24 protein-coding genes are annotated in these 22,046 nt (G+C 63.7%); 8 read left to right on the top strand and 16 right to left on the bottom strand.

Annotated elements, in window-relative coordinates; all coding sequences use genetic code 11:
• Positions 1-62 precede the first annotated feature (62 nt).
• The 3 genes from zapE to GA645_RS05610 form a co-directional block, all read right to left on the bottom strand.
• Positions 63-1,157 carry a cell division protein ZapE gene (gene zapE / locus GA645_RS05620; protein ID WP_152220712.1) on the bottom strand — a complete coding sequence of 365 codons (1,095 nt, stop codon included), beginning with the start codon at positions 1,155-1,157 and terminating at the stop codon, positions 63-65.
• Between the two features lie 94 nt (positions 1,158-1,251).
• Positions 1,252-2,592, bottom strand: coding sequence for a tryptophan--tRNA ligase (locus GA645_RS05615; protein ID WP_152220710.1), 1,341 nt, complete (start codon positions 2,590-2,592; stop codon positions 1,252-1,254).
• Between the two features lie 60 nt (positions 2,593-2,652).
• The gene (locus tag GA645_RS05610; RefSeq protein ID WP_152220708.1) at positions 2,653-3,279 is read right to left on the bottom strand and encodes an alpha/beta hydrolase; all 627 of its coding nucleotides are present in this window, start codon (positions 3,277-3,279) and stop codon (positions 2,653-2,655) included.
• A gap of 139 nt (positions 3,280-3,418) precedes the next feature.
• Between GA645_RS05610 and GA645_RS05605 the strand changes: the two genes are divergently transcribed.
• Positions 3,419-3,859 (top strand): YhcB family protein, encoded by a 441-nt coding sequence (locus GA645_RS05605; protein ID WP_152220706.1) that lies wholly within the window; start codon positions 3,419-3,421, stop codon positions 3,857-3,859.
• A 164-nt stretch (positions 3,860-4,023) separates the two neighbouring features.
• Here GA645_RS05605 and cysN read toward each other — a convergent pair whose 3' ends face one another.
• Both cysN and cysD read right to left on the bottom strand, forming a co-directional pair.
• Positions 4,024-5,925, bottom strand: coding sequence for a sulfate adenylyltransferase subunit CysN (cysN, locus tag GA645_RS05600; protein WP_152220705.1), 1,902 nt, complete (start codon positions 5,923-5,925; stop codon positions 4,024-4,026).
• Positions 5,926-5,937: 12 nt separating this feature from the next.
• Complete coding sequence (gene cysD, locus GA645_RS05595; RefSeq protein ID WP_152220703.1) at positions 5,938-6,855, bottom strand: sulfate adenylyltransferase subunit CysD; 918 nt, start codon at positions 6,853-6,855, stop codon at positions 5,938-5,940.
• 393 nt (positions 6,856-7,248) lie between these two features.
• Between cysD and mltB the strand changes: the two genes are divergently transcribed.
• The gene (gene mltB, locus GA645_RS05590) at positions 7,249-8,355 is read left to right on the top strand and encodes a lytic murein transglycosylase B (protein ID WP_152220701.1); all 1,107 of its coding nucleotides are present in this window, start codon (positions 7,249-7,251) and stop codon (positions 8,353-8,355) included.
• Between the two features lie 30 nt (positions 8,356-8,385).
• Here the strand turns inward: mltB and GA645_RS05585 are convergent, their stop codons facing one another.
• Entirely contained in the window at positions 8,386-9,144 is a 759-nt protein-coding gene (locus GA645_RS05585) for a Nif3-like dinuclear metal center hexameric protein (RefSeq protein ID WP_152220699.1), read from the bottom strand.
• 113 nt (positions 9,145-9,257) lie between these two features.
• On the opposite strand from GA645_RS05585, the gene algW reads away from it, so the two are divergent.
• Positions 9,258-10,406 carry a Do family serine endopeptidase AlgW gene (gene algW, locus GA645_RS05580; protein WP_152220697.1) on the top strand — a complete coding sequence of 383 codons (1,149 nt, stop codon included), beginning with the start codon at positions 9,258-9,260 and terminating at the stop codon, positions 10,404-10,406.
• Positions 10,407-10,472: 66 nt separating this feature from the next.
• On the opposite strand, the gene hisC is transcribed toward algW, so the two are convergent.
• The 10 genes from hisC to GA645_RS05530 form a co-directional block, all read right to left on the bottom strand.
• Positions 10,473-11,528, bottom strand: a complete 1,056-nt coding sequence (hisC, locus tag GA645_RS05575) for a histidinol-phosphate transaminase (protein ID WP_152220695.1) — start codon at positions 11,526-11,528, stop codon at positions 10,473-10,475.
• A gap of 3 nt (positions 11,529-11,531) precedes the next feature.
• Entirely contained in the window at positions 11,532-12,851 is a 1,320-nt protein-coding gene (gene hisD / locus GA645_RS05570; RefSeq protein ID WP_152220693.1) for a histidinol dehydrogenase, read from the bottom strand.
• 175 nt (positions 12,852-13,026) lie between these two features.
• On the bottom strand, positions 13,027-13,662 hold the full coding sequence (hisG, locus tag GA645_RS05565; RefSeq protein WP_017518137.1) for an ATP phosphoribosyltransferase: 636 nt from the start codon (positions 13,660-13,662) through the stop codon (positions 13,027-13,029).
• A gap of 14 nt (positions 13,663-13,676) precedes the next feature.
• The gene (gene murA, locus GA645_RS05560) at positions 13,677-14,945 is read right to left on the bottom strand and encodes a UDP-N-acetylglucosamine 1-carboxyvinyltransferase (RefSeq protein ID WP_152220691.1); all 1,269 of its coding nucleotides are present in this window, start codon (positions 14,943-14,945) and stop codon (positions 13,677-13,679) included.
• A gap of 20 nt (positions 14,946-14,965) precedes the next feature.
• Entirely contained in the window at positions 14,966-15,205 is a 240-nt protein-coding gene (locus GA645_RS05555; RefSeq protein ID WP_152220689.1) for a BolA family protein, read from the bottom strand.
• A gap of 111 nt (positions 15,206-15,316) precedes the next feature.
• Positions 15,317-15,625, bottom strand: a complete 309-nt coding sequence (locus GA645_RS05550) for a lipid asymmetry maintenance protein MlaB (RefSeq protein ID WP_152220687.1) — start codon at positions 15,623-15,625, stop codon at positions 15,317-15,319.
• Positions 15,622-16,275, bottom strand: a complete 654-nt coding sequence (locus GA645_RS05545; protein ID WP_152220685.1) for an ABC transporter substrate-binding protein — start codon at positions 16,273-16,275, stop codon at positions 15,622-15,624. Before GA645_RS05545 ends, GA645_RS05550 begins: the two co-directional genes overlap by 4 nt.
• Positions 16,276-16,286: 11 nt before the next feature.
• Positions 16,287-16,760: an outer membrane lipid asymmetry maintenance protein MlaD gene (gene mlaD / locus GA645_RS05540; protein WP_152220683.1), complete on the bottom strand. Its 474-nt coding sequence runs from the start codon at positions 16,758-16,760 to the stop codon at positions 16,287-16,289.
• Positions 16,760-17,557, bottom strand: a complete 798-nt coding sequence (gene mlaE, locus GA645_RS05535) for a lipid asymmetry maintenance ABC transporter permease subunit MlaE (protein WP_152220682.1) — start codon at positions 17,555-17,557, stop codon at positions 16,760-16,762. The genes mlaD and mlaE overlap by 1 nt, the downstream gene beginning before the upstream one ends.
• Positions 17,557-18,366, bottom strand: a complete 810-nt coding sequence (locus tag GA645_RS05530; protein WP_152220680.1) for an ATP-binding cassette domain-containing protein — start codon at positions 18,364-18,366, stop codon at positions 17,557-17,559. Before GA645_RS05530 ends, mlaE begins: the two co-directional genes overlap by 1 nt.
• 241 nt (positions 18,367-18,607) lie before the next feature.
• On the opposite strand from GA645_RS05530, the gene GA645_RS05525 reads away from it, so the two are divergent.
• From GA645_RS05525 to lptB, 5 genes are read left to right on the top strand one after another with little or no spacing between them, the layout of a single operon-like run.
• Entirely contained in the window at positions 18,608-19,582 is a 975-nt protein-coding gene (locus GA645_RS05525) for a KpsF/GutQ family sugar-phosphate isomerase (RefSeq protein WP_152220678.1), read from the top strand.
• The gene (locus GA645_RS05520; RefSeq protein ID WP_152220675.1) at positions 19,583-20,107 is read left to right on the top strand and encodes an HAD family hydrolase; all 525 of its coding nucleotides are present in this window, start codon (positions 19,583-19,585) and stop codon (positions 20,105-20,107) included.
• Between the two features lie 8 nt (positions 20,108-20,115).
• Positions 20,116-20,688, top strand: a complete 573-nt coding sequence (gene lptC, locus GA645_RS05515) for an LPS export ABC transporter periplasmic protein LptC (protein WP_152220673.1) — start codon at positions 20,116-20,118, stop codon at positions 20,686-20,688.
• Positions 20,675-21,211 (top strand): lipopolysaccharide transport periplasmic protein LptA, encoded by a 537-nt coding sequence (lptA, locus tag GA645_RS05510; protein WP_152220671.1) that lies wholly within the window; start codon positions 20,675-20,677, stop codon positions 21,209-21,211. The genes lptC and lptA overlap by 14 nt, the downstream gene beginning before the upstream one ends.
• On the top strand, positions 21,211-21,936 hold the full coding sequence (lptB, locus tag GA645_RS05505; protein WP_152220669.1) for an LPS export ABC transporter ATP-binding protein: 726 nt from the start codon (positions 21,211-21,213) through the stop codon (positions 21,934-21,936). Before lptA ends, lptB begins: the two co-directional genes overlap by 1 nt.
• The last annotated feature ends 110 nt before the right edge of the window (positions 21,937-22,046 follow it).

Raw genomic sequence — 22,046 nt, 5'->3', positions numbered from 1 at the left:
GCCCCCGTCGCTCGAAAACAAAAAAGGCTGCTCGAGGGCAGCCTTTTTCATTCGCTGAACCATCAGGGACGGTGCGGACGACTCAGGTATTCGTGGGACTGCATTTCCAGCAGACGACTCAGGGTGCGCTGGAATTCGAACTCCAGGCGGCCGCCGGTGTACAGGTCCTTGAGCTCCACCTCGGCGGAGAGAATCAGCTTGACGTTGCGGTCGTAGAACTCGTCCACCAGGTTGATGAAGCGGCGAGCCATGTCGTCCTTGGCCACGTTCATCTGCTCGACGTTGGAAATCAGGATCGCGTGGAAGATCTTCGCCAGCTCGATGTAGTCGTTCTGGCTGCGTGGGCCGTCGCACAGCTCGCGGAACTCGAACCAGGCCACGTCATCGCAAGTGATGCGCGCGCGGATCTCGCGGTTCTCGATCATCAGCGCGTCATCGCGGGTCGCCGCGGCGCACTCCGGGGTCAGCGCCTTGAAGTCGCGGCTCATGGCCTGCTCGGCCTGCTCGGACAGCGGCCAGTGGTACAGCTCGGCCTGCTCCAGGGCACGCAGGCGGTAGTCCACGCCGCTGTCGACGTTGACCACTTCGGTGTGCTGCTTGACCAGGGCGATGGCCGGCAGGAAGCGAGCACGCTGCAGGCCGTCCTTGTACAGGCCGTCCGGCACGATGTTGGAGGTCGCCACCAGGCTGACGCCGTTCTTGAACAGCTCCTCCAGCAGGGTCGCGAGGATCATCGCGTCGGTGATATCGGAGACGAAGAATTCATCGAAGCAGATGACCCGTGCCTCGTCGGCGAAGCGCTTGCCGATGATGGTCAGCGGGTTCTTCTCGCCCTTGAGGGTCTTCATTTCCTCGTGGACACGCTTCATGAAGCGGTGGAAGTGCGTGCGCATCTTCTGTTTGAAGGGCAGCGCTTCGAAGAAGGTATCCACCAGGTAGGTCTTGCCACGGCCGACGCCGCCCCAGAAATACAGGCCTTTCACCGGCTCCTGGGATCTCTTGCCCAGCAGCTTGCCAAACAGACCAGTCTTGCCTTTATCGGCGGCGACCAGGTCGTCGTAGAGGCGTTGCAGGTGCTTCACGGCGTTCGCTTGCGCGGCGTCGTGGAAGAAATCGGGGCGTTTAAGGTCTTCCTGGTAGCGCTGAAGAGGCGTCATGATCGGTAGCAAGGTAACGAAAACGGGGGCGCACACTTTAGCGGCGCCCCCGTTGCTTGGCAATTGGCCGGTAGTCGGACCGGCCTGCCTACCCTCACTCTTGCGGAGCGAGCGCCTCGCGCAGGCGCTGCATGGCGGCGTCGCGCTCAGCGTCGGTGGAGAACTCCGGGCTGTAGGCCACGGCTTCGCCATCCAGGCGCACGCTGAAGATGCTCCGCTCGGCATGCAGGTCCAGTTCCTCGGACTGCAGGCGCTTGGTCACCTGGCCCGCGGCCTTGCCGTCAGCGAAGGCGATGGAGAGCAGCAGTTGCTCGCCGGCAGCATCCAACAGGCGGAAACGGAAGCCATCATCCTCACGGAAGCTGACGAAACGCGCAGCCTTGGCAGCCTTCTTCTTGCCTTCGCTGGCCACCTGAACCTGTTCGCGGAACGAGCGCAGGCCAACGGCCTCACGCAGTTCGCCGAGGAACGGGGTGGCGATGCGGCGGGCCTTGGCGGCGCCGACGAGAAGGATGTCCTCCAGGTCAGCCGGGCGGGTGATCAGCGCGTGGTAGCGCTCACGGGCCTCGCCCAGTTCGTTGTCGAGCAGCTCGAACAGACGCTGCTTGGCTTCGCCCCAGGCCAGACCATCGCGCAGCTCGGCACGGAACGCGGCCTGTTGCTCGTGGGTGGAGAAGGCCTGGTAAAGGGTGAACAGGTGCGAGTTGTCCGGATCCTTCGGCTCGCCCGGCGCGCGGGAGTCGGTGACGATGCGCGCGACGGCGTCCTTGAGCTGCTTGGCTGTGCCGAACAGCGGGATGGTGTTGTCGTAGCTCTTGGACATCTTGCGACCGTCCAGACCCGGCAGGGTCGCCACGTCTTCCTCGATCACCACCTCGGGCAGAGTGAACAACTCCTTGCCGTTGCCGAACAGGTGGTTGAAACGCTGACCGATGTCGCGGGCCATCTCCACGTGCTGGATCTGGTCACGGCCGACCGGCACCTTGTGGGCGTTGAACATCAGGATGTCCGCGGCCATCAGCACCGGATAGCTGTACAGGCCCATGGTGACGCCGGCATCCGGGTCTTCGCCGGCCTCGACGTTCTTGTCCACCGAGGCCTTGTAGGCGTGTGCGCGGTTGAGCAGGCCCTTGGCGCTGACGCAGGTCAGCAGCCAGGTCAGTTCCGGGATTTCGGGAATATCGGACTGGCGATAGAAGGTCGCCTTGTCAGCATCCAGGCCGCAGGCCAGCCAGGTGGCGGCGATCTCCAGGCGCGAACGCTGGATGCGCGCCGGATCATCGCACTTGATCAGCGCGTGATAGTCGGCCAGGAAGTAGAAGGAATCTGCCTGCGGATCGCGGCTGGCGACGATGGCCGGGCGGATGGCGCCGGCATAGTTGCCCAGGTGCGGGGTACCGGTGGTGGTGATGCCGGTCAGGATACGGGTCGTCATGGGAATCCAGGAATCAACACAATTGAAATGGCGGGCCGGATGGTAACGCGGCTCGGCGGCCTAGGCGAGCCGGGCCTGAATCAGGTCCCTGAGCTCGATCAGCTTGCCGTGGAAGAAATGACTGCATTCGGGGACGCGGATCAGCTCATGGGGCTTGGTCAACTCGGCGCTCCAGGCGTAGACGCGCTCGGGCGTGACCACTTCGTCGGTCTCCGGCTGGATCACCGTCAGCGGGCAGCGCTCGGGCAGGTCGACGTCGAAGCGCTCCACCGGCGGCGCCAGCATGAACAGTTGCGCCAGGGCGGCGCCCTCCTCTTCCAGGCGCTCGGCGGCGTTGCCGGCCACGCAGGAACCGAAGGAGAACCCCATCAGCGTCAGCGGCAGGCCCGGATGCTGCTCGGCCAGCCAGCGCGCGGCGGCAAGCGCGTCATCGATCTCGCCGCGACCTTCGGCATAACTGCCACCGCTCTGACCAACGCCACGAAAATTGAAACGAAGCGTGGCGTATCCTGCATCCCGTGCGGCGCGTTGCAGGGTGGCGACCACCTTGTTCTGCATGGTGCCGGCGAACAGCGGATGCGGATGGCAGATCAGCGCGACGCCCTTGGCGTCCGGTGTGGCAAGATGCAGGGCTTCCAGCTGGCCGTCGGGGCCGTCGAGGAACAGAGGGATTTCGCGGGTGGTCAAACAACAACTCCGTGACCCCGTGGCGGGTCGTCTCGTCTAGCACAATACCTGCGCAGGCGGCGAAGCGTTCGCCACGGTATACAAGCACAGGTGCAAGCCGCTAACGTAAAGCAAAGCCGTCTATAGAGGAAGGATTCGCGTGGAACAGTCCCTCACCACCTGGTTGCTGCCGGTACTCGCCCTGATTGTCGGGGGCGCCATCGGCTTCCTGATCGCCCGCCTGCTCCCCAACGCCGCGCCGAACAAGCTGCAGCGCCAGGTGGACGACATGCAGGATCGTTTCGATAGTTACCAGCGCGAAGTGGTGACCCACTTCAACACCTCCGCCAGCCTGATGAAGAAGCTCACCCAGAGCTATCAGGACGTCCAGGATCACCTGTCCGAGGGCGCCGAGCGCCTGGCCCTGGACGAGCAGACCAAGCAGCGCCTGCTGGCCGCCCTGCACGCCGACGAATACCCCGAGCGCCGCGAGCGCCTGACCCCGCCGGCGAATAACGAAGCGCCGCGTGACTACGCGCCCAAGCCGAGCGAGGGCCCTGGTACGCTGGACGAGACGTATGGGCTGAAAGGCAAGTACTGAGTCTCCGTTACGTAGAAAAAGCCCCGCACTCGCGGGGCTTTTTCATGGAACGCCGAAATGCTCCCGTAGGAGCGGACGACTCCGCATCAGGCGTGGGACAGATCAGCGACTACCAATGAAAAAGCCCCGCAGATGCGGGGCCTTTTCTATTCAGCACTTCGCGATCAGATCGCGCCGCGCTGGCGCAGCAGGTCAAGGACCGCCTTGACGCCCTCTTCCACCGACTGGGTCTGAGTGTCGATCACCAGATCGGCATCCAGCGGTACGTCGTAGGGGAAGGACTCGCCCGGGATGTTGTCCTGGCCGGCAGCGTACAGGCCCTGCGGATCACGCTCGCGGCAGATCTGCGGAGACGCCTGGACATAGACGGTGATGAGGCGCTCGGCACCGATCAGTGTCTTGGCGCGCTCGCGGCCTTCGGCACTGGGGGCAACGAAGGCGCACAGGCTGAGCAGCCCGGCTTCGTTGAACTGCTTGGCCACATGCGCAGTGCGCAGCCAATTCTCGGTGCGACCGGCGCGATCATGCGGCAGCCCCTTGTTCAGGTCGTGGCGCAGGTTCTGGCCGTCCAGCACGTAGACCGCACGGCCCATGTCGAACAACTTGCGCTCCACGGCGTAGGCCAGGGTGCTCTTGCCGGCGCCGGAGAGGCCGCTGAAGAGCACGGTAGCGGGCTGCTGGCCGAAGCGCGCTGCACGCTCCTCGCGAGCTACATGAGCGTTTGCACCGTGATGGGTAGCAGCGCCATGGCCCGCCTGCTGCGCGGCGATGATCATGCCGGCGCCGACGGTGCCGTTGGTCAGGCGGTCGATGACGATGAAAGCACCGGTGGTGCGGTTCTGGCCGTAGCCATCCAGCGCAATCGGCGCATCCAGGCTGACCTTCACGCGGGCGATCTCGTTGAGCTTGAGTTCGCTGGCGGCGGTCTCTTCCAGGGTGTTCACGTCCACCTTGTGGGTGATGCTCGGGATGGAACCCGGCACGTAACTGGTGGCGCGCTTGATGTCGTATTTCTTGCCCGGCAGCATCGGCTCTTCGGCCATCCACACCAGCATGGCGTCGAAGCCGTCGGTCACCTGCGGACGGTTGTCGGCGTGCACCAGCATGTCGCCACGGGAGACGTCGATCTCGTCTTCCAGGGTCAGGGTGATGGCCTGGCCCGGGCCGGCCTGCTCCAGTTCACCTTCGAAGGTGACGATGGACTTGACCTTGCTGCCCTTGCCCGACGGCAGGGCCACGACTTCGTCGCCCTTGCGCACGACACCGCTGGCCAGGGTGCCAGCGAAGCCGCGGAAGTTCAGGTTCGGACGGTTGACGTACTGCACCGGGAAGCGCATGTCGTCGAGGTTACGGTCGCCCGCGACCTCCACGGTCTCGAGGATTTCCATCAGCGACTGGCCGGTGTACCACGGCGAGCGCTCGGACTTGTTGACCACGTTGTCGCCCTTCAACGCCGACATCGGCACGAAGTGCAGGGAGTTGGTCTTGAGGTTGATCTTGCCGGCGAACTGCAGGTAGTCGGCCTTGATCTGCTCGAACACGCCCTGGTCGAAGCCCTTGAGGTCCATCTTGTTGATGGCGACGACGATGTGCTTGATGCCCAGCAGCGAGGCAATGAAGCTGTGCCGGCGGGTCTGGGTCTGCACGCCGTAGCGGGCGTCGATCAGGATGATGGCCAGGTCGCAGGTGGACGCACCGGTGGCCATGTTGCGGGTGTACTGCTCATGGCCGGGGGTGTCGGCGATGATGAACTTGCGCTTGGCGGTGCTGAAATAGCGATACGCCACGTCGATGGTGATGCCCTGCTCGCGCTCGGCCTGCAGGCCGTCCACCAGCAGCGCCAGGTCGACGTCGTCGCCAGTGGTGCCGACTTTCTTCGAGTCGCGGGTGATGGCCTCGAGGTGGTCCTCGTAGATCATTTTGGAGTCATGCAGCAAGCGCCCGATCAGGGTGCTCTTGCCGTCGTCGACGTTGCCGCAGGTGAGGAAGCGCAGGAGTTCCTTGCGCTCGTGCTGGGCCAGGTAGGCGAGGATGTCCTCGCTGATCAGATCGGATTGATGCGACATGGTGCGAGAACCTTAGAAGTAGCCCTGACGTTTCTTTTCTTCCATCGAGCCGGCGGCGTCGTGGTCAATGACCCGGCCCTGGCGCTCGGAAGTCCGCGTCAGCAGCATTTCCTGGATGATTTCCGGCAGCGTGGTGGCGGTGGACTCCACCGCGCCGGTCAGCGGGTAGCAGCCCAGGGTGCGGAAACGCACCATCTTCTTCTGGATGCTGGCCTTCTGCTCGGGGCTGAGGTGCTCGAGGATGCGCTCGTCGTCGATCATGATCAGCGCGCCATTCATCTCGATGACTTCGCGCTCGGCGGCGAAGTACAGCGGGACGATCGGGATCTGCTCCAGATAGATGTATTGCCAGATGTCCAGCTCGGTCCAGTTGGACAGCGGGAAGACGCGGATCGACTCGCCCTTCTTCACCTTGCCGTTGTAGACGTTCCACAGCTCGGGACGCTGGTTCTTCGGGTCCCAGCGGTGCTTGCTGTCGCGGAAAGAGTAGACGCGCTCCTTGGCGCGGGACTTCTCCTCGTCGCGGCGAGCTCCACCGAAGGCGGCGTCGAAGCCGTACTTGTCGAGGGCCTGCTTGAGGCCTTCGGTCTTCATGATGTCGGTGTGCTTGGCGCTGCCGTGAGTGAACGGGTTGATGTCCTGCGCCACGCCATCGGGGTTGATGTGGGTGATCAGGTCCAGGCCCATTTCCGAGACCATCTTGTCGCGGAAGCTGTACATCTCCTGGAACTTCCAGCGGGTGTCGACATGCATCACCGGGAACGGCAGCTTGCCGGGGAAGAAGGCCTTGCGCGCGAGGTGGAGCATCACCGCGCTGTCCTTGCCGATCGAGTACAGCATCACCGGGTTGTCGAACTCGGCGGCGACCTCGCGGATGATGTGGATGCTCTCGGCCTCCAGCTGTTTCAGATGCGTCAGTTTGTCGACCATGGCTACTCACGGAATTGCTTATGGACGGCCTTCGGGCCGTAGACGAGGGCGCACTCTAACACAGCGCAGGACTCTAACCGGCGCGCCTTTTATACCGAAAAAATATACACATATAGCCGTCCGCGCTCACTGCTGGAGCCCGCGGGATTGCCGGCCGGAAGGCCATTCCAGGGTCCACTCGGCAAGCCCTGGCGCGCACCGTCGACTCAACGATCCGAACCTGGAACGACGTGCTTGCCCCGCCCACGAATGAATCCCTGCACCCGCCTGTGCCGATCATCCGGAAAACGCTTCCTGCAACAGATTGAGAGCCAGTACTTCGCGAGTTGCGCTTGCCTGCGAAGCGCTCTGCGCTAGCATAGCGAGCACTTTTCCTGCCCCAGAAGATTTCCCATGCGCCGCATCGCTCTCACTCTGCCTTTGCTCGTCCTGATTTCAGCGTGCAGCAGCAAACCCACATCTGCTCCGCAAGCGGCCACCAAGCCGCAGGCGCCGACCCTCGTCAGCCCCAGCGCCCAACCGGCGTTCGGCTCCGTGCAGCCCCTCACTCCGCTTCGCGGCGACTTCGCCAACAACCCGAGCGCTCAGCGGTTCATCGACAAGATGGTGAGCCAGCACAATTTCAATCGGCAGGACCTGCAGGAAGTCTTCGCCCAGACCCGCGAGCTGGACTGGGTGATCCGCCTGATGGACCAGCAGGCGCCGGTCTACACGCCGCCCAGCGGTCCGAACGGAGCCTGGCTGCGCTACCGGAAGAAGTTCATCACCCCGGAGAACGTGCAGAACGGCGTGCAGTTCTGGAACCAGTACGAGAACGACCTGATGCGCGCCTACCGTACCTATGGTGTACCGCCGGAAATCATCGTCGGCATCATTGGCGTGGAAACCCGCTGGGGCCGAGTAATGGGCAAGACCCGGATCATCGATGCGCTGGCCACCCTGTCCTTCTCCTATCCGCGCCGTGCAGACTTCTTCAGCGGTGAGCTGGAGCAGTTCCTCCTCCAGGCACGCAAGGAAGGCGACGACCCGCTGGCGCTGCGCGGCTCCTACGCCGGCGCCATGGGCTACGGGCAATTCATGCCCTCCTCCTTTACCCAGTACGCGGTGGACTTCGACGGCGACGGCCACATAGACCTGTGGAACCCCCGCGACGCCATCGGCAGCGTGGCCAACTACTTCAAGCAGCACGGCTGGATCAGCGGCGACATGGTGGCGGTGCCCGCCAGCGGCCAGGCGCCGTCGCTGGAGAATGGCTTCCAGACCATGTACCCGGTCGCCACCCTGTCCGCCGTCGGCCTGCGCCCGCAGGGCTCGCTCAACGGCCACCAGCAGGCCAGCCTGCTGCGCCTGGACATGGGCAGCAACTACCAGTACTGGTACGGCCTGCCGAACTTCTACGTGATCACCCGCTACAATCACAGCACCCACTACGCCATGGCCGTGTGGGAACTGGGCAAGGCCGTGGGCCAGGCGCGTCAGCGCTACGCCAAGTCCCCGTAAGCACTCCTGTCGGGGCCGGCTCCGCCGGCCTCAGGCGGGGTTGGGGCAATCGATGAACAGATGCTCGATGGCAAAGCGCTTGGCCAGGTAGTCCCCAAGCGCCTGCACGCCGTAACGCTCGGTGGCATGGTGGCCGGCGGCAATGAAGCTGATGCCGTTTTCCCGCGCGCTGTGCACGGTCTGCTCAGAGACCTCCCCGGTCAGATAGGCATCCACGCCGGCAGCAATCGCCTGGTCGATGTAGCCCTGGGCACCGCCGGTACACCAGGCGATGCGCCGGATCGGTCGCTGGCCGTCCACCAGCAACGGCTCGCGCCCCAGCACGTCGCGCACATGGATCGCCAGGTCGCTCGGCAGCAGGGCTTCAGGCAGCGAGCCGACCAAAACGATGGAGCGCGGATTGCCCGGTTCCAGCGGCCCCTCGATCTCGAACCCGAGCTGGCGCCCGAGTTGCACGTTATTGCCCACCTCGGGGTGCAGGTCCAGCGGCAGGTGATAAGCCAGCAGGCTGATGTCACGATTGAGCAGGGTCTTCAAGCGCCGCTGCTTCATACCGACCACACAGGGGTTCTCGCCCTTCCAGAAATAGCCATGGTGCACCAGCACCACATCGGCATCCGCTTCCACCGCCGCATCCAGCAATGCCTGGCTGGCGGTCACGCCGGATACGATGCGATGCACCTGTGGGCGCCCCTCGACCTGCAGGCCATTGGGGCAGTAATCCTGGACCTTCGCAGCATCCAGGTAGCGGTCGGCTTCCTCGACCAGAGTGCTCAGTGCGATAGCCATCGAAATTCCTCCAACATCCGCGGCGAGCGTCTATTTTCTTGGCCCGCCGCCCGTATAATGGCCGCCACCCTATCGGCCATCCCCCGGCCAAGCAACCCCAAGGATTTTCTTCGATGCTGAAGGCCCTGCGTTTCCTCGGCTGGCCCGTGCTGGTTGGCGTCCTGTTGGCGCTACTGATCATCCAGCATAACCCCCAGTGGGTCGGCCTACCGCAGCAGGAAGTGCATCTGCAACAAGCTCCGCTGCTCAGCCGCCTCCAGCAAGGCCCGGTCAGCTACGCCGACGCCGTGACCCGCGCCGCCCCTGCCGTGGCCAACCTCTACACCACCAAGATGGTCAGCAAGCCGAGCAACTCCATGCTCGACGACCCGCTGTTCCGCCGCTTCTTCGGCGATAACCTGCCGCAGCAGAAGCGCATGGAGTCCAGCCTGGGTTCGGCGGTGATCATGAGCCCGGAAGGCTACCTGCTGACCAACAATCATGTGACCACCGGCGCCGACCAGATCATCGTGGCCCTGCGCGACGGCCGCGAGACCATCGCCCGCCTGGTGGGCAGCGACCCCGAGACCGACCTCGCGGTACTGAAGATCGACCTCAAGGACCTGCCGTCGATCATGCTCGGCCGTTCCGAAGGCATCCGCACCGGCGACGTCTGCCTGGCCATCGGCAACCCCTTCGGCGTCGGCCAGACCGTCACCATGGGCATCATCAGCGCCACCGGCCGCAACCAGTTGGGCCTGAATACCTACGAGGACTTCATCCAGACCGACGCGGCGATCAACCCGGGCAACTCCGGCGGCGCGCTGGTGGACGCCAACGGCAACCTGATCGGCATCAACACCGCCATCTTCTCCAAGTCCGGCGGCTCCCAGGGCATCGGCTTCGCCATCCCGACCAAGCTGGCGCTGGAAGTCATGCAGTCGATTATCGAGCACGGCCAGGTGATCCGTGGCTGGCTCGGCGTGGAAGTGCAGCCGCTGACCCCGGAACTGGCCGAGTCCTTCGACCTCAAGGAAAAGGCCGGCATCGTCGTCGCCGGCGTCTACCGCGACGGCCCCGCCGCCAAGGCCGGCCTGCTGCCGGGCGACATCATCCTGAGCATCGATGGCGAGGTTGCCGGCGACGGTCGCCGCTCGATGAACCAGGTAGCCCGCACCAAGCCGGGCGAGAAAATCGCCATCCAGGTGCTGCGCAACGGCAAGCCGGTGACACTGAACGCCGAGGTCGGCGTGCGCCCGCCGCCGGCTCCGAGCGGCGGCTGAAGCCAGCCTCGCTCCTGAAAATGAAAACGGCGCCCGAGGGCGCCGTTTTCATGTGCAGAGAATGCCTTACAGCTTCAAGTGCAAGGCATCCACCAGCGCCTGGTTCTGCTCTTCGGTGCCGATGCTGATGCGCAGGAACTGGTTGATCCGCTGCTGCTTGAAGTGGCGCACGATCACCCCCTCCTCGCGCAGGGCCGCAGCCAATTCGGCGCCATCGCGCTGCGGGTGGCGGGCGAAGATGAAGTTCGCCGCCGACGGCAGCACCTCGAAACCCAGGACCTTCAGTTCCGCCACCAACTTCTCGCGACTGTGGATAACCGCGCTGCAAGTCTGCTCGAAGTAGGCCTGGTCCTCGAAGGAGGCCACCGCACCGGCCAGCGCCAAGCGGTCCAGCGGATAGGAGTTGAAGCTGTTCTTCACCCGCTCCAGCGCCTCGATCAGGTCCTCGTGACCGACCGCGAAGCCGACCCGCAGGCCTGCCAACGAGCGCGACTTGGACAAGGTCTGCGCCACCAGCAGGTTCGGGTAGCGGTTGACCAGGGAAATCGCGGTCTCACCACCGAAGTCGACGTAGGCTTCGTCCACCAGCACCACGCTGTCCGGGCTGGCTTGCAGCAGGCGCTCGATGGCCTCCAGCGGCAGCAGGCAGCCGGTGGGAGCGTTGGGGTTGGGGAAGATGATGCCGCCGTTCGGTTGCGCGTAATCCTCGACGCGGATCTGGAACTGCTCGTCCAGCGGCAGCGCTTCGAAGTCGATGCCGTAGAGGCCGCAATAGACCGGGTAGAAGCTGTAGGTCACGTCGGGGAACAGCAGCGGCTTGCCGTGCTGGAACAGCGCGTGGAAGGCATGGGCCAGAACCTCGTCCGAGCCGTTGCCGACGAATACCTGGGAAGCCTTCACGCCGTGGTGCTCGGCGATGGTCTGCTTCAGGCGGTCGGCGTTGGGGTCCGGGTACAGGCGCAGCGTGTCGTTCAGCTCGCCCTGGATCGCGGCGATCACCCTGGGCGAAGGGCCGTAGGGGTTCTCATTGGTGTTCAGCTTGACCAGCCTGGCCAGCTTCGGCTGCTCACCTGGTACGTAGGGGACCAGTTCCTTGACGAAGGGACTCCAGAACTTGCTCATGCGTTATTCACCCTTCTCCAGGATTCGGAATTCGGCACTGCGCGCGTGGGCGGTCAGCGACTCGCCACGGGCAAGGATCGACGCGGTCTTGCCCAGCTCGGAAGCGCCCGGCGCGGAGCAGAAGATGATCGAGGACCGTTTCTGGAAGTCATAGACGCCCAGCGGCGAGGAGAAGCGCGCGGTGCCGGAAGTCGGCAGCACGTGGTTCGGGCCGGCACAGTAGTCGCCCAGCGCCTCGGCGGTGTAGCGGCCCATGAAGATGGCGCCGGCGTGGCGGATCTTCGGCAGCCAGCTTTCCGGATCGGAGACCGACAACTCCAGGTGTTCCGGAGCGATACGGTTGGCAACCTCGCAGGCACGCTGCTGGTCGGCGACCAGAATCAGCGCACCACGGTTGGTCAGCGAGGTGCGGATGATCTCAGCACGCTCCATGGTCGGCAGCAGCTTCTCGATGCTCGCCGCGACCTTGTCGAGGAAGGCGGCATCCGGGCTAACCAGGATGGCCTGGGCGTCTTCGTCGTGCTCAGCCTGGGAGAACAGATCCATGGCGATCCAGTCCGGATCGGTGCCGCCGTCGCAGACCACGAGGATCTCCGAAGGGCCGGCGATCATGTCGATGCCGACCTGGCCGAACACGTGGCGCTTGGCGGTGGCGACGTAGATGTTGCCCGGTCCGACGATCTTGTCCACCTGCGGCACACTCTCGGTGCCATAGGCCAGTGCGGCCACGGCCTGGGCGCCGCCGATGGTGAACACGCGGTCGACGCCGGCGATGCAGGCGGCAGCCAGGACGATTTCGTTGATCTCGCCGCGCGGGGTCGGCACCACCATCACCACTTCGGCGACACCGGCGACCTTGGCCGGAATGGCGTTCATCAGCACGGAAGACGGGTAGGATGCCTTGCCGCCGGGCACGTACAGGCCGGCGCGGTCCAGCGGGGTGACCTGCTGGCCGAGCACGGTGCCGTCGGCTTCGGTGTAGCGCCAGGAGTCCTGCTTCTGCTGCTCGTGGTAGCTGCGCACGCGTTCGGCGGCTGTCTCCAGCGCTTCGCGCTGGGCCGGGGTAATGCGGGTCAGGGCCAGTTCCAGACGCTCGCGCGGCAGGATCAGGTCGGCCATGGTCTTGGCGTCGACGCCATCGAAACGCTGGGTGAACTCCACTACGGCGGCATCACCGCGCTTGCGCACGTCGGCAATGATGTCGAGTACGCGCTGGTTCACCGACTCGTCGGACACGCTTTCCCAGGAGAGCAGATGGTCCAGATGACGCGCGAAGTCCGGATCGGCGGCGTTGAGTCGACGGATAGCGAAGGGTGCGGTCATAGCTGGCCTCTTTAATTGGCATGATCTCGGGCGCCGCAAGACTATCAAGCCTTCCGTGCGGGCACCCGAGAAAATTTGGCTATGACACGGATAGGGCCGAAAAGCTGCTCCTGCGTTTTCGGCATTCCCGCCATCCATGGCGGTCACGGGCGCGGCGAGAAGGCCGCGCTAGGAATTACGCCCGGTGTCGAGACTCCACCGCTTCGCGCAGGGTGTCGATCAGCGCCTGGATGCGAGCATGCTGCATCTTCATCGAGGCTTTGTTCACGACCAGGCGAGAGCTGATGTGCGCGATCAGTTCCTGGGGTTCCAGGCCGTTCGCACGCAGGGTATTGCCGGTATCGACCACGTCGATGATCTTGTCGGCGAGGCCGACCAGCGGTGCCAGCTCCATGGAGCCGTACAGCTTGATCACGTCGACCTGGCGGCCCTGCTCGGCGTAGTAGCGCTTGGCGACATTGACGAACTTGGTGGCCACGCGCAGGCGGCCCTTGGGCTCCGGCGCGCCAACCGCACCGGCGGTCATCAGCTTGCAGTTGGCGATCTTCAGGTCCAGCGGCTCGTACAGGCCCTGGCCACCGTACTCCATGAGCACGTCCTTGCCCGCGACGCCCAGATCGGCGGCGCCGTGCTCGACGTAGGTCGGCACATCGGTGGCGCGCACGATCAGCAGGCGCACATCATCGAGGGTGGTGGGGATGATCAGCTTGCGGCTCTTGTCCGGATTCTCGGTCGGCACGATGCCTGCCGCTGCGAGCAGCGGCAGGGTGTCGTCGAGGATACGGCCCTTGGACAGGGCAATCGTCAGCATTTTCTGGCTCAGCCCTAGCCCGGCACGCGGCGAATCTTCGCCCCGAGCAGTTGCAGTTTCTCTTCGATGCACTCGTAACCACGGTCGATGTGGTAGATGCGGTCGATCATGGTGTCGCCTTCGGCCACCAGGGCAGCAATTACCAGGCTGGCGGAAGCGCGCAGGTCGGTCGCCATGACCGGTGCGCCCTTGAGCTGCGGAACGCCGGTGACGATGGCAGTGTTGCCTTCGACCAGGATCTGCGCACCCATGCGGTTCATTTCATAGACGTGCATGAAGCGATTCTCGAACACGGTCTCGATGACCGCGCCGGTACCTTCGGCGATGGCGTTCATGGAGATGAACTGCGCTTGCATGTCGGTGGGGAATGCCGGGTACGGCGCAGTGCGGATATTCACCGCCTTCGGCCGGTGGCCCTTCATGTCCAGCTCGATCCAGTTGCTGCCGGTGGTGATGTGCGCGCCGGCTTCGACCAGCTTGGCCAGCACCGCTTCGAGGATGGTCGGATCGGTATCCTTGAGCTTGACGCGGCCACCAGTGGCGGCAGCGGCGGCCAGGTAGGTGCCGGTCTCGATGCGGTCGGGCATGACGCTGTACTTGGCGCCGCCGCCCAGACTTTTTACACCGTTGATCACGATGGTGTCGGTGCCGGCACCCTGCACATCACCGCCCATGGCGTTGATGAAGTTGGCCAGGTCGACGACCTCGGGCTCGCGCGCAGCGTTTTCCAGCACGGAGCGGCCATTGGCCAGCGCGGCGGCCATCATGATGTTCTCGGTACCGGTCACGCTGACGGTATCGAAGAAGAAGTGCGCGCCACGCAGGCCGCCGGTCGGGGCCTTGGCCTTGATGTAGCCGCCTTCGACGGTGATCTGCGCGCCCATGGCTTCGAGGCCGCGGATGTGCAGGTCAACTGGGCGCGAACCGATGGCGCAGCCGCCGGGCAGCGCGACTTCGGCTTCGCCGAAGCGGGCAACCATCGGGCCGAGCACCAGGATCGACGCGCGCATGGTCTTCACCAGCTCGTAGGGCGCCACCAGGGTCTTGATGGTGCTGGCGTCGACTTCGACGTTGAGCTTCTCGTCGATGATCGGCTGCACGCCCATGCGGCCGAACAGCTCGATCATGGTGGTGATGTCGTGCAGGTGCGGCAGGTTGCAGACGGTCACCGGGGTGTCCGCCAGCAGGGTCGCGGCGAGGATCGGCAGCGCGGAGTTCTTGGCGCCGGAGATGCGGATCTCGCCATCGAGACGAGTGCCGCCGGTAATGATCAGTTTATCCATTGCAATGATTCCCCGTGGGCTCAGGAACGCTCGGCCCAGGCGGCGCGGCTGAAGAATTTCATGGTGACGGCATGGATGGCGCCCGAGGCGATCCACTCGTTCAGGTGGGCATAGATCTGCTGCTGGCGTTTTACCGGGCTCAGGCCGGCCAGCTCATCGCTGATCAGGTTCAACTGGAAGTTGCAGCCTTCACCTTCCACTTCAACCTGGGTACCTGGCAGTTTCGTTTCCAGGAAGTTTTTGACTTCTACGGCCTGCATGCTCAACCTCGTTCGGCGCCCTACGCGCGCGGGTCGGCCATGATACAAAAAAGCCCCCCGCCTGCGAACCCCGGCAGGGGAAGTCGCGGACGGAGGGCCTTCTTTCGTGCGTCAGTGCTGCAGCGGCAGGATCTCCAGGAGACCGCCAACCCCGGCGATTTCCTGCATGTCCTTGGGCATACCGACGATCTGCAGCGCCTTACCCGCCTTGTGCGCATCACGGGTGAAGGACAGCAGCAGCGACAATCCGACGCTGCTGGAGCGCTCCACCGCCGAGCAATCCAGGCGCAGTGCGTTGGCCTTGCTCGCGGCAATCAGGCAACCGCCCTGATCGCGCAGCGCGGGCCCGGTGCTGTAGTCCAGAACGCCGGCCAGCACGAGCTCGCCATCGGCGCGCTGCGTGACGCTGCCTTGACTCATTGGGCGCCGCCTTCCGACTTCTGGCCCTTGGCCGATTCCTGGGCACGAGCAACCACCTGACCCCAACCAGCGATGGTTTTTTCCAGGTCATTGCCGTTCTTCTGCATGGAATCGGCGAACTGGTCGCGGAACAGCTTGCCGATGTTGATGCCGTTGATGATCACGTTACGCAGGCGCCAGTTGCCGCCCTGGCTGATCATGGTGTACTGCACCGGATAGACGGCACCGTTGGTACCGACCACTTCCATGTTCACCGCAGTACGCTCCGGGTCCTGCTTGCCAGTGGACGGCAGCACGCGGATGGTCTGGTTGTCATACTCCAGCAGGGCGTTGCCGTAGAACTGGAACAGGCTGCCCTTGAAGGTCTCTTCGAAGCGCTTGATCTGCTCCGGAGTGGCCCCACGCGAGTACTTGACGGTCATCACGCCCTTGGCGATGCCCTCGGAATCCACTACCGGACCGAGAATACGGTTCAGGGTGTCGTAGAACGCCTGAGGATTGGTTTTGTAGTTGGCCTTGTTGGTTTTCAGATCGCTCAGCAGGCTGTCGACGGTCTGCTGTACCACTTGCTGTGCGGTCTGCTCGGCCTGAGCGAACAGCGGCAGCATGGCGAGCACGACCAGAAGGCCACGACGCAAGGTTTTCAACATGGAATGAGTCCTCATTTCTTCGAGTCGTCTTTGTTGACTGAATTCAGCAGGAATTTGCCGATCAGATCTTCGAGCACCAGGGCGGACTGGGTGTCCTTGATGGTATCGCCGTCCTTGAGCAGCGCTTCGTCGCCGCCGACGCTGATACCGATGTACTTCTCACCCAGCAGACCAGCAGTGAGAATAGAAGCAGTGGAGTCGTCCGGCAGGTTATTCACCTTGCGATTGATCTCCATGGTCACGCGCCCGCGATAGGTGTCGTGATCCAGATCGATCGCGGTGACCTTGCCGATGGTCACGCCGGCCATGGTCACCTTGCCACGCACGGTGACGCCGGAAATATTGTCGAAATAGGCATACAGCCTGTAGGTATCGCCCGTATTACCAATCGTCAGACCGCTGACCCGCAGGGCCAACAGCAGCAGGGCCAGCAGACCGGCCAGAATGAACAGGCCTACACCGATTTCCAGGGTGCGGGTTTGCATCAGAAGTCTCCAAACATCAAAGCGGTCAGGATGAAGTCCAACCCCAGCACGGCCAGGGAGGCATAGACTACGGTGCGCGTCGTTGCGCGGCTGATACCTTCCGAGGTGGGCTCGCAGTCATAGCCCTGGAAGACGGCGATCCATGTCACCACGAAGGCGAACACCACGCTCTTGATGACACCATTGAGGATGTCCTTGGAGAACACCACGCTGTTCTGCATGTTCGACCAGTAGGAACCGTCGTACACGCCCAGCCAGTCCACCGCGACCATCGCCCCACCCCAGATACCGACGACACTGAAGATGGTTGCCAGCAAAGGCATGGAGATGAAGCCGGCCCACAGGCGCGGCGCGATGATGTACTTGAGCGGATCGACGCCGATCATTTCCAGGCTCGACAGCTGCTCAGTGGACTTCATGTTGCCGATTTCAGCGGTCAGCGCCGAACCGGCACGCCCCGCGAACAACAGACCCGTCACCACCGGTCCCAGTTCACGCAACAGGGTCAGCGCCACCATCTGGCCGACCGCCTGCTCGGAACCATAACTCACCAGGATGTTGTAGCCCTGCAAGGCCAGCACCATGCCGATGAACAGCCCGGACACCACGATGATCGCCAGCGACAGCACGCCCACCGAATACAGCTGCTTGACCAGCAGCTGGAAGGCGCCGCTGTGAACACCGCGACCGAAGATCGCGTGCACCAGGAACAGTGTCGAACGGCCGAGCGCCTCGAGGACATCGAGGCCCGCGCGCCCGAGCAGACGAACTCGCTCGAGCTGTGAAGTCTTGCGCATCAGCGTTCTCCCAGCAGATCGACGCGATAATCGCGGGCAGGATAATGGAACGGCACGGGACCGTCGGGGATGCCCTTCATGAACTGGCGCACGCGCGCATCGTCGAGCTGCTGCAGCTGATCCGGCGTACCGTGCCCGAGCACACGACCATCACCGACGATATAGATGTAGTCGGCGATGCTGGCGGTTTCCGCCAGGTCGTGCGAGACCACGATGCTGGTGATGCCCAGGGCATCGTTGAGCAGACGGATCAGTCGGACCAGAACGCCCATGGCGATCGGGTCCTGCCCCACGAAAGGCTCGTCGTACATGAGGATCTGCGGGTCCAGCGCGATCGCCCGCGCCAGCGCCACGCGACGCTTCATGCCACCGGACAGCTCATCCGGCATCAACTCCACCGCCCCGCGCAGACCCACGGCCTGCAACTTCATCAGGACGATGTCGCGAATCATCTCTTCAGGAAGCTGGGTGTGCACCCGCAGCGGGAAGGCGACGTTCTCGAAAACATCCAGGTCGGTGAACAGCGCGCCGCTCTGGAACAGCACGCCGAACTGCTTGCGCATATCGAACAGATCGCTGCGTCCCAGGGTGGGGAGATTCTGCCCGTTGACCCACACCTCGCCCTTGGACGGACGTAGCTGGGCGGCGATCAGCCGCAGCAGGGTGGTCTTGCCGCAACCCGAAGGGCCCATGATCCCGGTGACCTTGCCGCGCGGGATGCGGATATCCACGTTATCGAAAATCGCACGCTGGCCGCGCTTGAAGGTCAGCCCCTTCAACTCGACAGCGTATTGGTCGTTCGTGCTCATAGAACTCCTTGCATCACGGCACTGTCCCTGTGGCCCGCCCCCACAACGAGAGCACGGCGCGGCGTGACAGGCCGAACGGCCGCGAACTATAGCACTCCGGCAAGCCCCGCCCCAAGGCCCGCCCTGGGGTCGTTAAGGCAATGTTCAGCAAAATACGCTCACATTAAGAACGTGTGTGATGAGCCTTTGGCGCTTTCCCGTTATAATCTCGCCCTTCACTTCGCTCCACGCCATTTCGAACATGAGCCAGAAACACGATTTCATTCACTCGGCGCAACGCACCATCCGTCTTGAGCGCGACGCCGTGGACTCACTGCTGGAGCGCATCGGCGCGAACTTCACCCACGCCTGCGAGCTGCTACTGGCCTGCACGGGTCGCGTGGTCGTCGTCGGCATGGGCAAGTCCGGGCATGTCGGCAACAAGATTGCCGCCACCCTGGCCAGCACCGGCACGCCCGCGTTCTTCGTGCATCCCGCCGAAGCCAGCCATGGCGACATGGGCATGATCACCCGTGACGATGTGGTCATCGCATTGTCCAACTCGGGGTCGACCGCTGAAATCGTCACCCTGTTGCCCCTGATCAAGCGCCTGGGTATCACCCTGATCAGCATGACCGGCAACCCGGAGTCGCCGCTGGCCAAGGCCGCGATCGTCAACCTGGATGCCAGCGTCGAGCAGGAAGCCTGCCCGCTGAACCTTGCCCCCACCTCGTCGACCACGGTGACGCTGGTGCTCGGCGACGCTCTGGCCATCGCCCTGCTGGAAGCCCGCGGCTTTACCGCTGAAGATTTCGCCTTCTCGCACCCGGGTGGTGCACTGGGCCGCCGCCTGCTGCTCAAGGTCGAGAACGTGATGCACGTCGGCGAGGAGCTGCCCCAGGTACTGCTGGGCACCTCGCTCAGCGGCGCGCTGCTGGAAATGACCCGCAAAGGCCTGGGCATGACCATCGTCCTGAATGAAGCAGGCACACTGGCCGGCATCTTCACCGATGGCGACCTGCGCCGCACCCTGGACAAGGGCCTGGATGTACGCCAGGTGAGCATCGACCAGGTCATGACCATCCACGGCAAGACCGCACGCCCCGACATGCTGGCCGCCGAGGCCCTGAAGATCATGGATGACCACAAGATCAGCGTGCTCGTCGTGGTCGATGGGGAAGACCGCCCGGTGGGCGTCCTGCATATCCACGATCTGACCCGTGCCGGAGTCATCTGAATGAGCGCCGACCTGCTGCAGCGCGCCAAGGCTGTTCGCCTGGCTGTTTTCGACGTCGACGGCGTGCTGACCGACGGCAAGCTCTATTTCCTGCCCGACGGCAGCGAGTTCAAGACCTTCAACACCCTGGACGGCCACGGCATCAAGATGCTCATGGCCTCCGGCGTGCGCACCGCGATCATCACCGGCCGCTCCAGCCCGGTGGTCGAGCGCCGGGCGAAGAACCTGGGCATCACTCACCTGTTCCAGGGCCGTGAAGACAAGCTGGTCGCGCTCGACGAGCTGCTTGCCGAACTCGGTCTAGGCTATGAGGAAGTCGCTTACCTGGGCGATGACCTGCCTGATCTGCCAGCCATCCGCAAGGCGGGCCTGGGCATGGCCGTGGCCAGTGCCGACCCGTTCGTCCGCCAACATGCCGACGGTGTCACCCAGGCACGCGGCGGCGAAGGTGCAGCTCGCGAATTCTGCGAGCTGATCCTGCGTGCCCAGGGCAATCTCGAAGCCGCCCAGAGCGCGTACCTCTAGAGCCGAACATGCCCAAGACACTCCGCCAGAAGCTGCTGCTCGCCCTGATTGCCGTCCTGCTGATCGCGCTCGGCTATTACTGGAACGTCCGCCTGGACTTCAACGAGCGCCAGCTCAAGTCGCAGGCCAATGACGCCATCGATTTCTACGCGGTCAACCCCCACAGCGTGCAGTACCGCGTCGACGGTACGCTCGCCTACGAGATGACCGCTGACAAACTGGAACACATGAAAGCAACCGACATGACCATGGTCACCACGCCGGACCTGTACTTCTATCGCGAGCAGGAACCGCAGCCGTGGCATGTCCAGAGCGTTCGCGCCGAAGTAGGCCCCGCGGGCAAGCAAGTCGAGCTGATCGACGACGTGCGTGTAGCGCGCACCGATGCGCAACAGCGCTCACTGCTGCTCAACACGACGCGAATGACGGTGTTCCCGGACAAGGACTATGCGCAGACTGACCAGCCCGTGAAAATCACCGACCCCAACGGTGTGACCACTGCAGTTGGCATGAAAGCGTATCTGAAAGACAGCCGGATGCTCCTGCTGTCCAACGTAAGAGGTCAGCATGAGGCTCGTTAAAACCCTCCCCCTTCTCTTCAGCCTCGCTGCCGCCATCGGTAGCCACGCCGCCTGGGCTCTTCCCACCGACCGGGAACAGCCCATCCGCGTCCAGGCCGACAGCGCCGAACTGGACGATAAGCAGGGTGTGGCCGTCTATCGCGGCGACGTGGTGGTAACCCAGGGCAGCATGAAGCTGACCGGCAATACCGTCACACTCAAGCAGAACAAGAACGGCGATATCGAGGTCGTGACCTCGGTGGGCAAGCCTGCCTATTTCGAGCAGAAGCCATCGCCGGAAAAGGAAGTCACCAAGGCCTACGGTCTGACGATCCAGTACTTCGTCGCGCAGAACCGCGTCGTACTGATCGACCAGGCGAAAGTCATTCAGGAAGGCAATACCTTCGAAGGCGAGAAGATCGTCTACGACACCCAGCGCCAGATCGTCAACGCAGGCCGCGCCACTGGCGCCCAGGTGACCACACCGCGCCCGCGTATCGACATGGTCATCCAGCCCAAGAAAAAGCAGGATCAAGCGCAGTAATGGCTACGCTCACCGCCCAGCACCTCGCCAAGAGCTACAAGAGCCGGCAAGTGGTCCGCGACGTCAGCATGAGCATCGACAGCGGACAGATCGTCGGCCTGCTCGGCCCCAACGGAGCGGGCAAGACCACCTGCTTCTACATGATCGTCGGCCTGGTCCGCGCCGACCAGGGCGTGGTACGCATCGACAACCAGGACGTCACGCACCTGCCCATGCATGGCCGTGCGCGCGCCGGAATCGGCTACCTGCCACAGGAGGCCTCGATCTTCCGCAAGCTGTCGGTGGCCGACAACATCAGCGCCATCCTCGAAACCCGCAGCGACCTGGATCGCAGCGGCCGCCAGGAAGCCCTGGAAAGCCTGCTCGAGGAGTTCCACATCCACCACATCCGCGACAACCTCGGCATGAGCCTGTCCGGTGGTGAGCGACGCCGCGTGGAAATCGCCCGCGCACTGGCCAGCTCCCCGAAGTTCATCCTCCTGGATGAACCCTTCGCTGGCGTCGACCCGATTTCCGTGGGCGACATCAAACAGATCATCCATCACCTCAAGGCCAAGGGTATCGGTGTATTGATCACCGACCACAACGTCCGCGAGACGCTGGATATCTGCGAAACCGCCTACATCGTCAACGATGGCCAGCTGATCGCCGAAGGTAGCGCCGAGACCATCCTCGCCAACGATCTGGTGAAGGAAGTCTATCTGGGTCACGAGTTCCGCCTCTGACCCGGAAGCCGCCCTCCCGGCGGCGCCCCACCTCCTTCCCTGACGGTCCGGACCCTCATTCCGCGCCGCGCGTCCCGCTGCCTCGCACTTGCCCGATAATCAGGTTGTAA

It is taken from the genome of Pseudomonas sp. SCB32 (assembly GCF_009189165.1).
GTDB lineage: Bacteria > Pseudomonadota > Gammaproteobacteria > Pseudomonadales > Pseudomonadaceae > Pseudomonas.
Note: the sequence above shows the minus strand (reverse complement) of the source record. Positions and strands in the feature narration are given on the sequence as shown.

Bases quoted from the DNA above. Each gene is read 5' to 3' on its own strand.
- GA645_RS05545 (WP_152220685.1), bottom strand. From the start codon at position 16,275: ATGTTGAAAACCTTGCGTCGTGGCCTTCTGGTCGTGCTCGCCATGCTG.
- GA645_RS05555 (WP_152220689.1), bottom strand. From the start codon at position 15,205: ATGCAGGCCGTAGAAGTCAAAAACTTCCTGGAAACGAAACTGCCAGGT.
- cysD (WP_152220703.1), bottom strand. From the start codon at position 6,855: ATGGTCGACAAACTGACGCATCTGAAACAGCTGGAGGCCGAGAGCATC.
- mltB (WP_152220701.1), top strand. From the start codon at position 7,249: ATGCGCCGCATCGCTCTCACTCTGCCTTTGCTCGTCCTGATTTCAGCG.
- hisD (WP_152220693.1), bottom strand. From the start codon at position 12,851: ATGACCGCACCCTTCGCTATCCGTCGACTCAACGCCGCCGATCCGGAC.
- cysN (WP_152220705.1), bottom strand. From the start codon at position 5,925: ATGTCGCATCAATCCGATCTGATCAGCGAGGACATCCTCGCCTACCTG.
- mlaE (WP_152220682.1), bottom strand. From the start codon at position 17,557: ATGCGCAAGACTTCACAGCTCGAGCGAGTTCGTCTGCTCGGGCGCGCG.
- algW (WP_152220697.1), top strand. From the start codon at position 9,258: ATGCTGAAGGCCCTGCGTTTCCTCGGCTGGCCCGTGCTGGTTGGCGTC.
- GA645_RS05520 (WP_152220675.1), top strand. From the start codon at position 19,583: ATGAGCGCCGACCTGCTGCAGCGCGCCAAGGCTGTTCGCCTGGCTGTT.
- mlaD (WP_152220683.1), bottom strand. From the start codon at position 16,760: ATGCAAACCCGCACCCTGGAAATCGGTGTAGGCCTGTTCATTCTGGCC.
- lptC (WP_152220673.1), top strand. From the start codon at position 20,116: ATGCCCAAGACACTCCGCCAGAAGCTGCTGCTCGCCCTGATTGCCGTC.
- GA645_RS05525 (WP_152220678.1), top strand. From the start codon at position 18,608: ATGAGCCAGAAACACGATTTCATTCACTCGGCGCAACGCACCATCCGT.
- hisG (WP_017518137.1), bottom strand. From the start codon at position 13,662: ATGCTGACGATTGCCCTGTCCAAGGGCCGTATCCTCGACGACACCCTG.
- lptA (WP_152220671.1), top strand. From the start codon at position 20,675: ATGAGGCTCGTTAAAACCCTCCCCCTTCTCTTCAGCCTCGCTGCCGCC.
- GA645_RS05615 (WP_152220710.1), bottom strand. From the start codon at position 2,592: ATGACGACCCGTATCCTGACCGGCATCACCACCACCGGTACCCCGCAC.
- hisC (WP_152220695.1), bottom strand. From the start codon at position 11,528: ATGAGCAAGTTCTGGAGTCCCTTCGTCAAGGAACTGGTCCCCTACGTA.
- murA (WP_152220691.1), bottom strand. From the start codon at position 14,945: ATGGATAAACTGATCATTACCGGCGGCACTCGTCTCGATGGCGAGATC.
- GA645_RS05530 (WP_152220680.1), bottom strand. From the start codon at position 18,366: ATGAGCACGAACGACCAATACGCTGTCGAGTTGAAGGGGCTGACCTTC.
- lptB (WP_152220669.1), top strand. From the start codon at position 21,211: ATGGCTACGCTCACCGCCCAGCACCTCGCCAAGAGCTACAAGAGCCGG.
- zapE (WP_152220712.1), bottom strand. From the start codon at position 1,157: ATGACGCCTCTTCAGCGCTACCAGGAAGACCTTAAACGCCCCGATTTC.
- GA645_RS05550 (WP_152220687.1), bottom strand. From the start codon at position 15,625: ATGAGTCAAGGCAGCGTCACGCAGCGCGCCGATGGCGAGCTCGTGCTG.
- GA645_RS05585 (WP_152220699.1), bottom strand. From the start codon at position 9,144: ATGGCTATCGCACTGAGCACTCTGGTCGAGGAAGCCGACCGCTACCTG.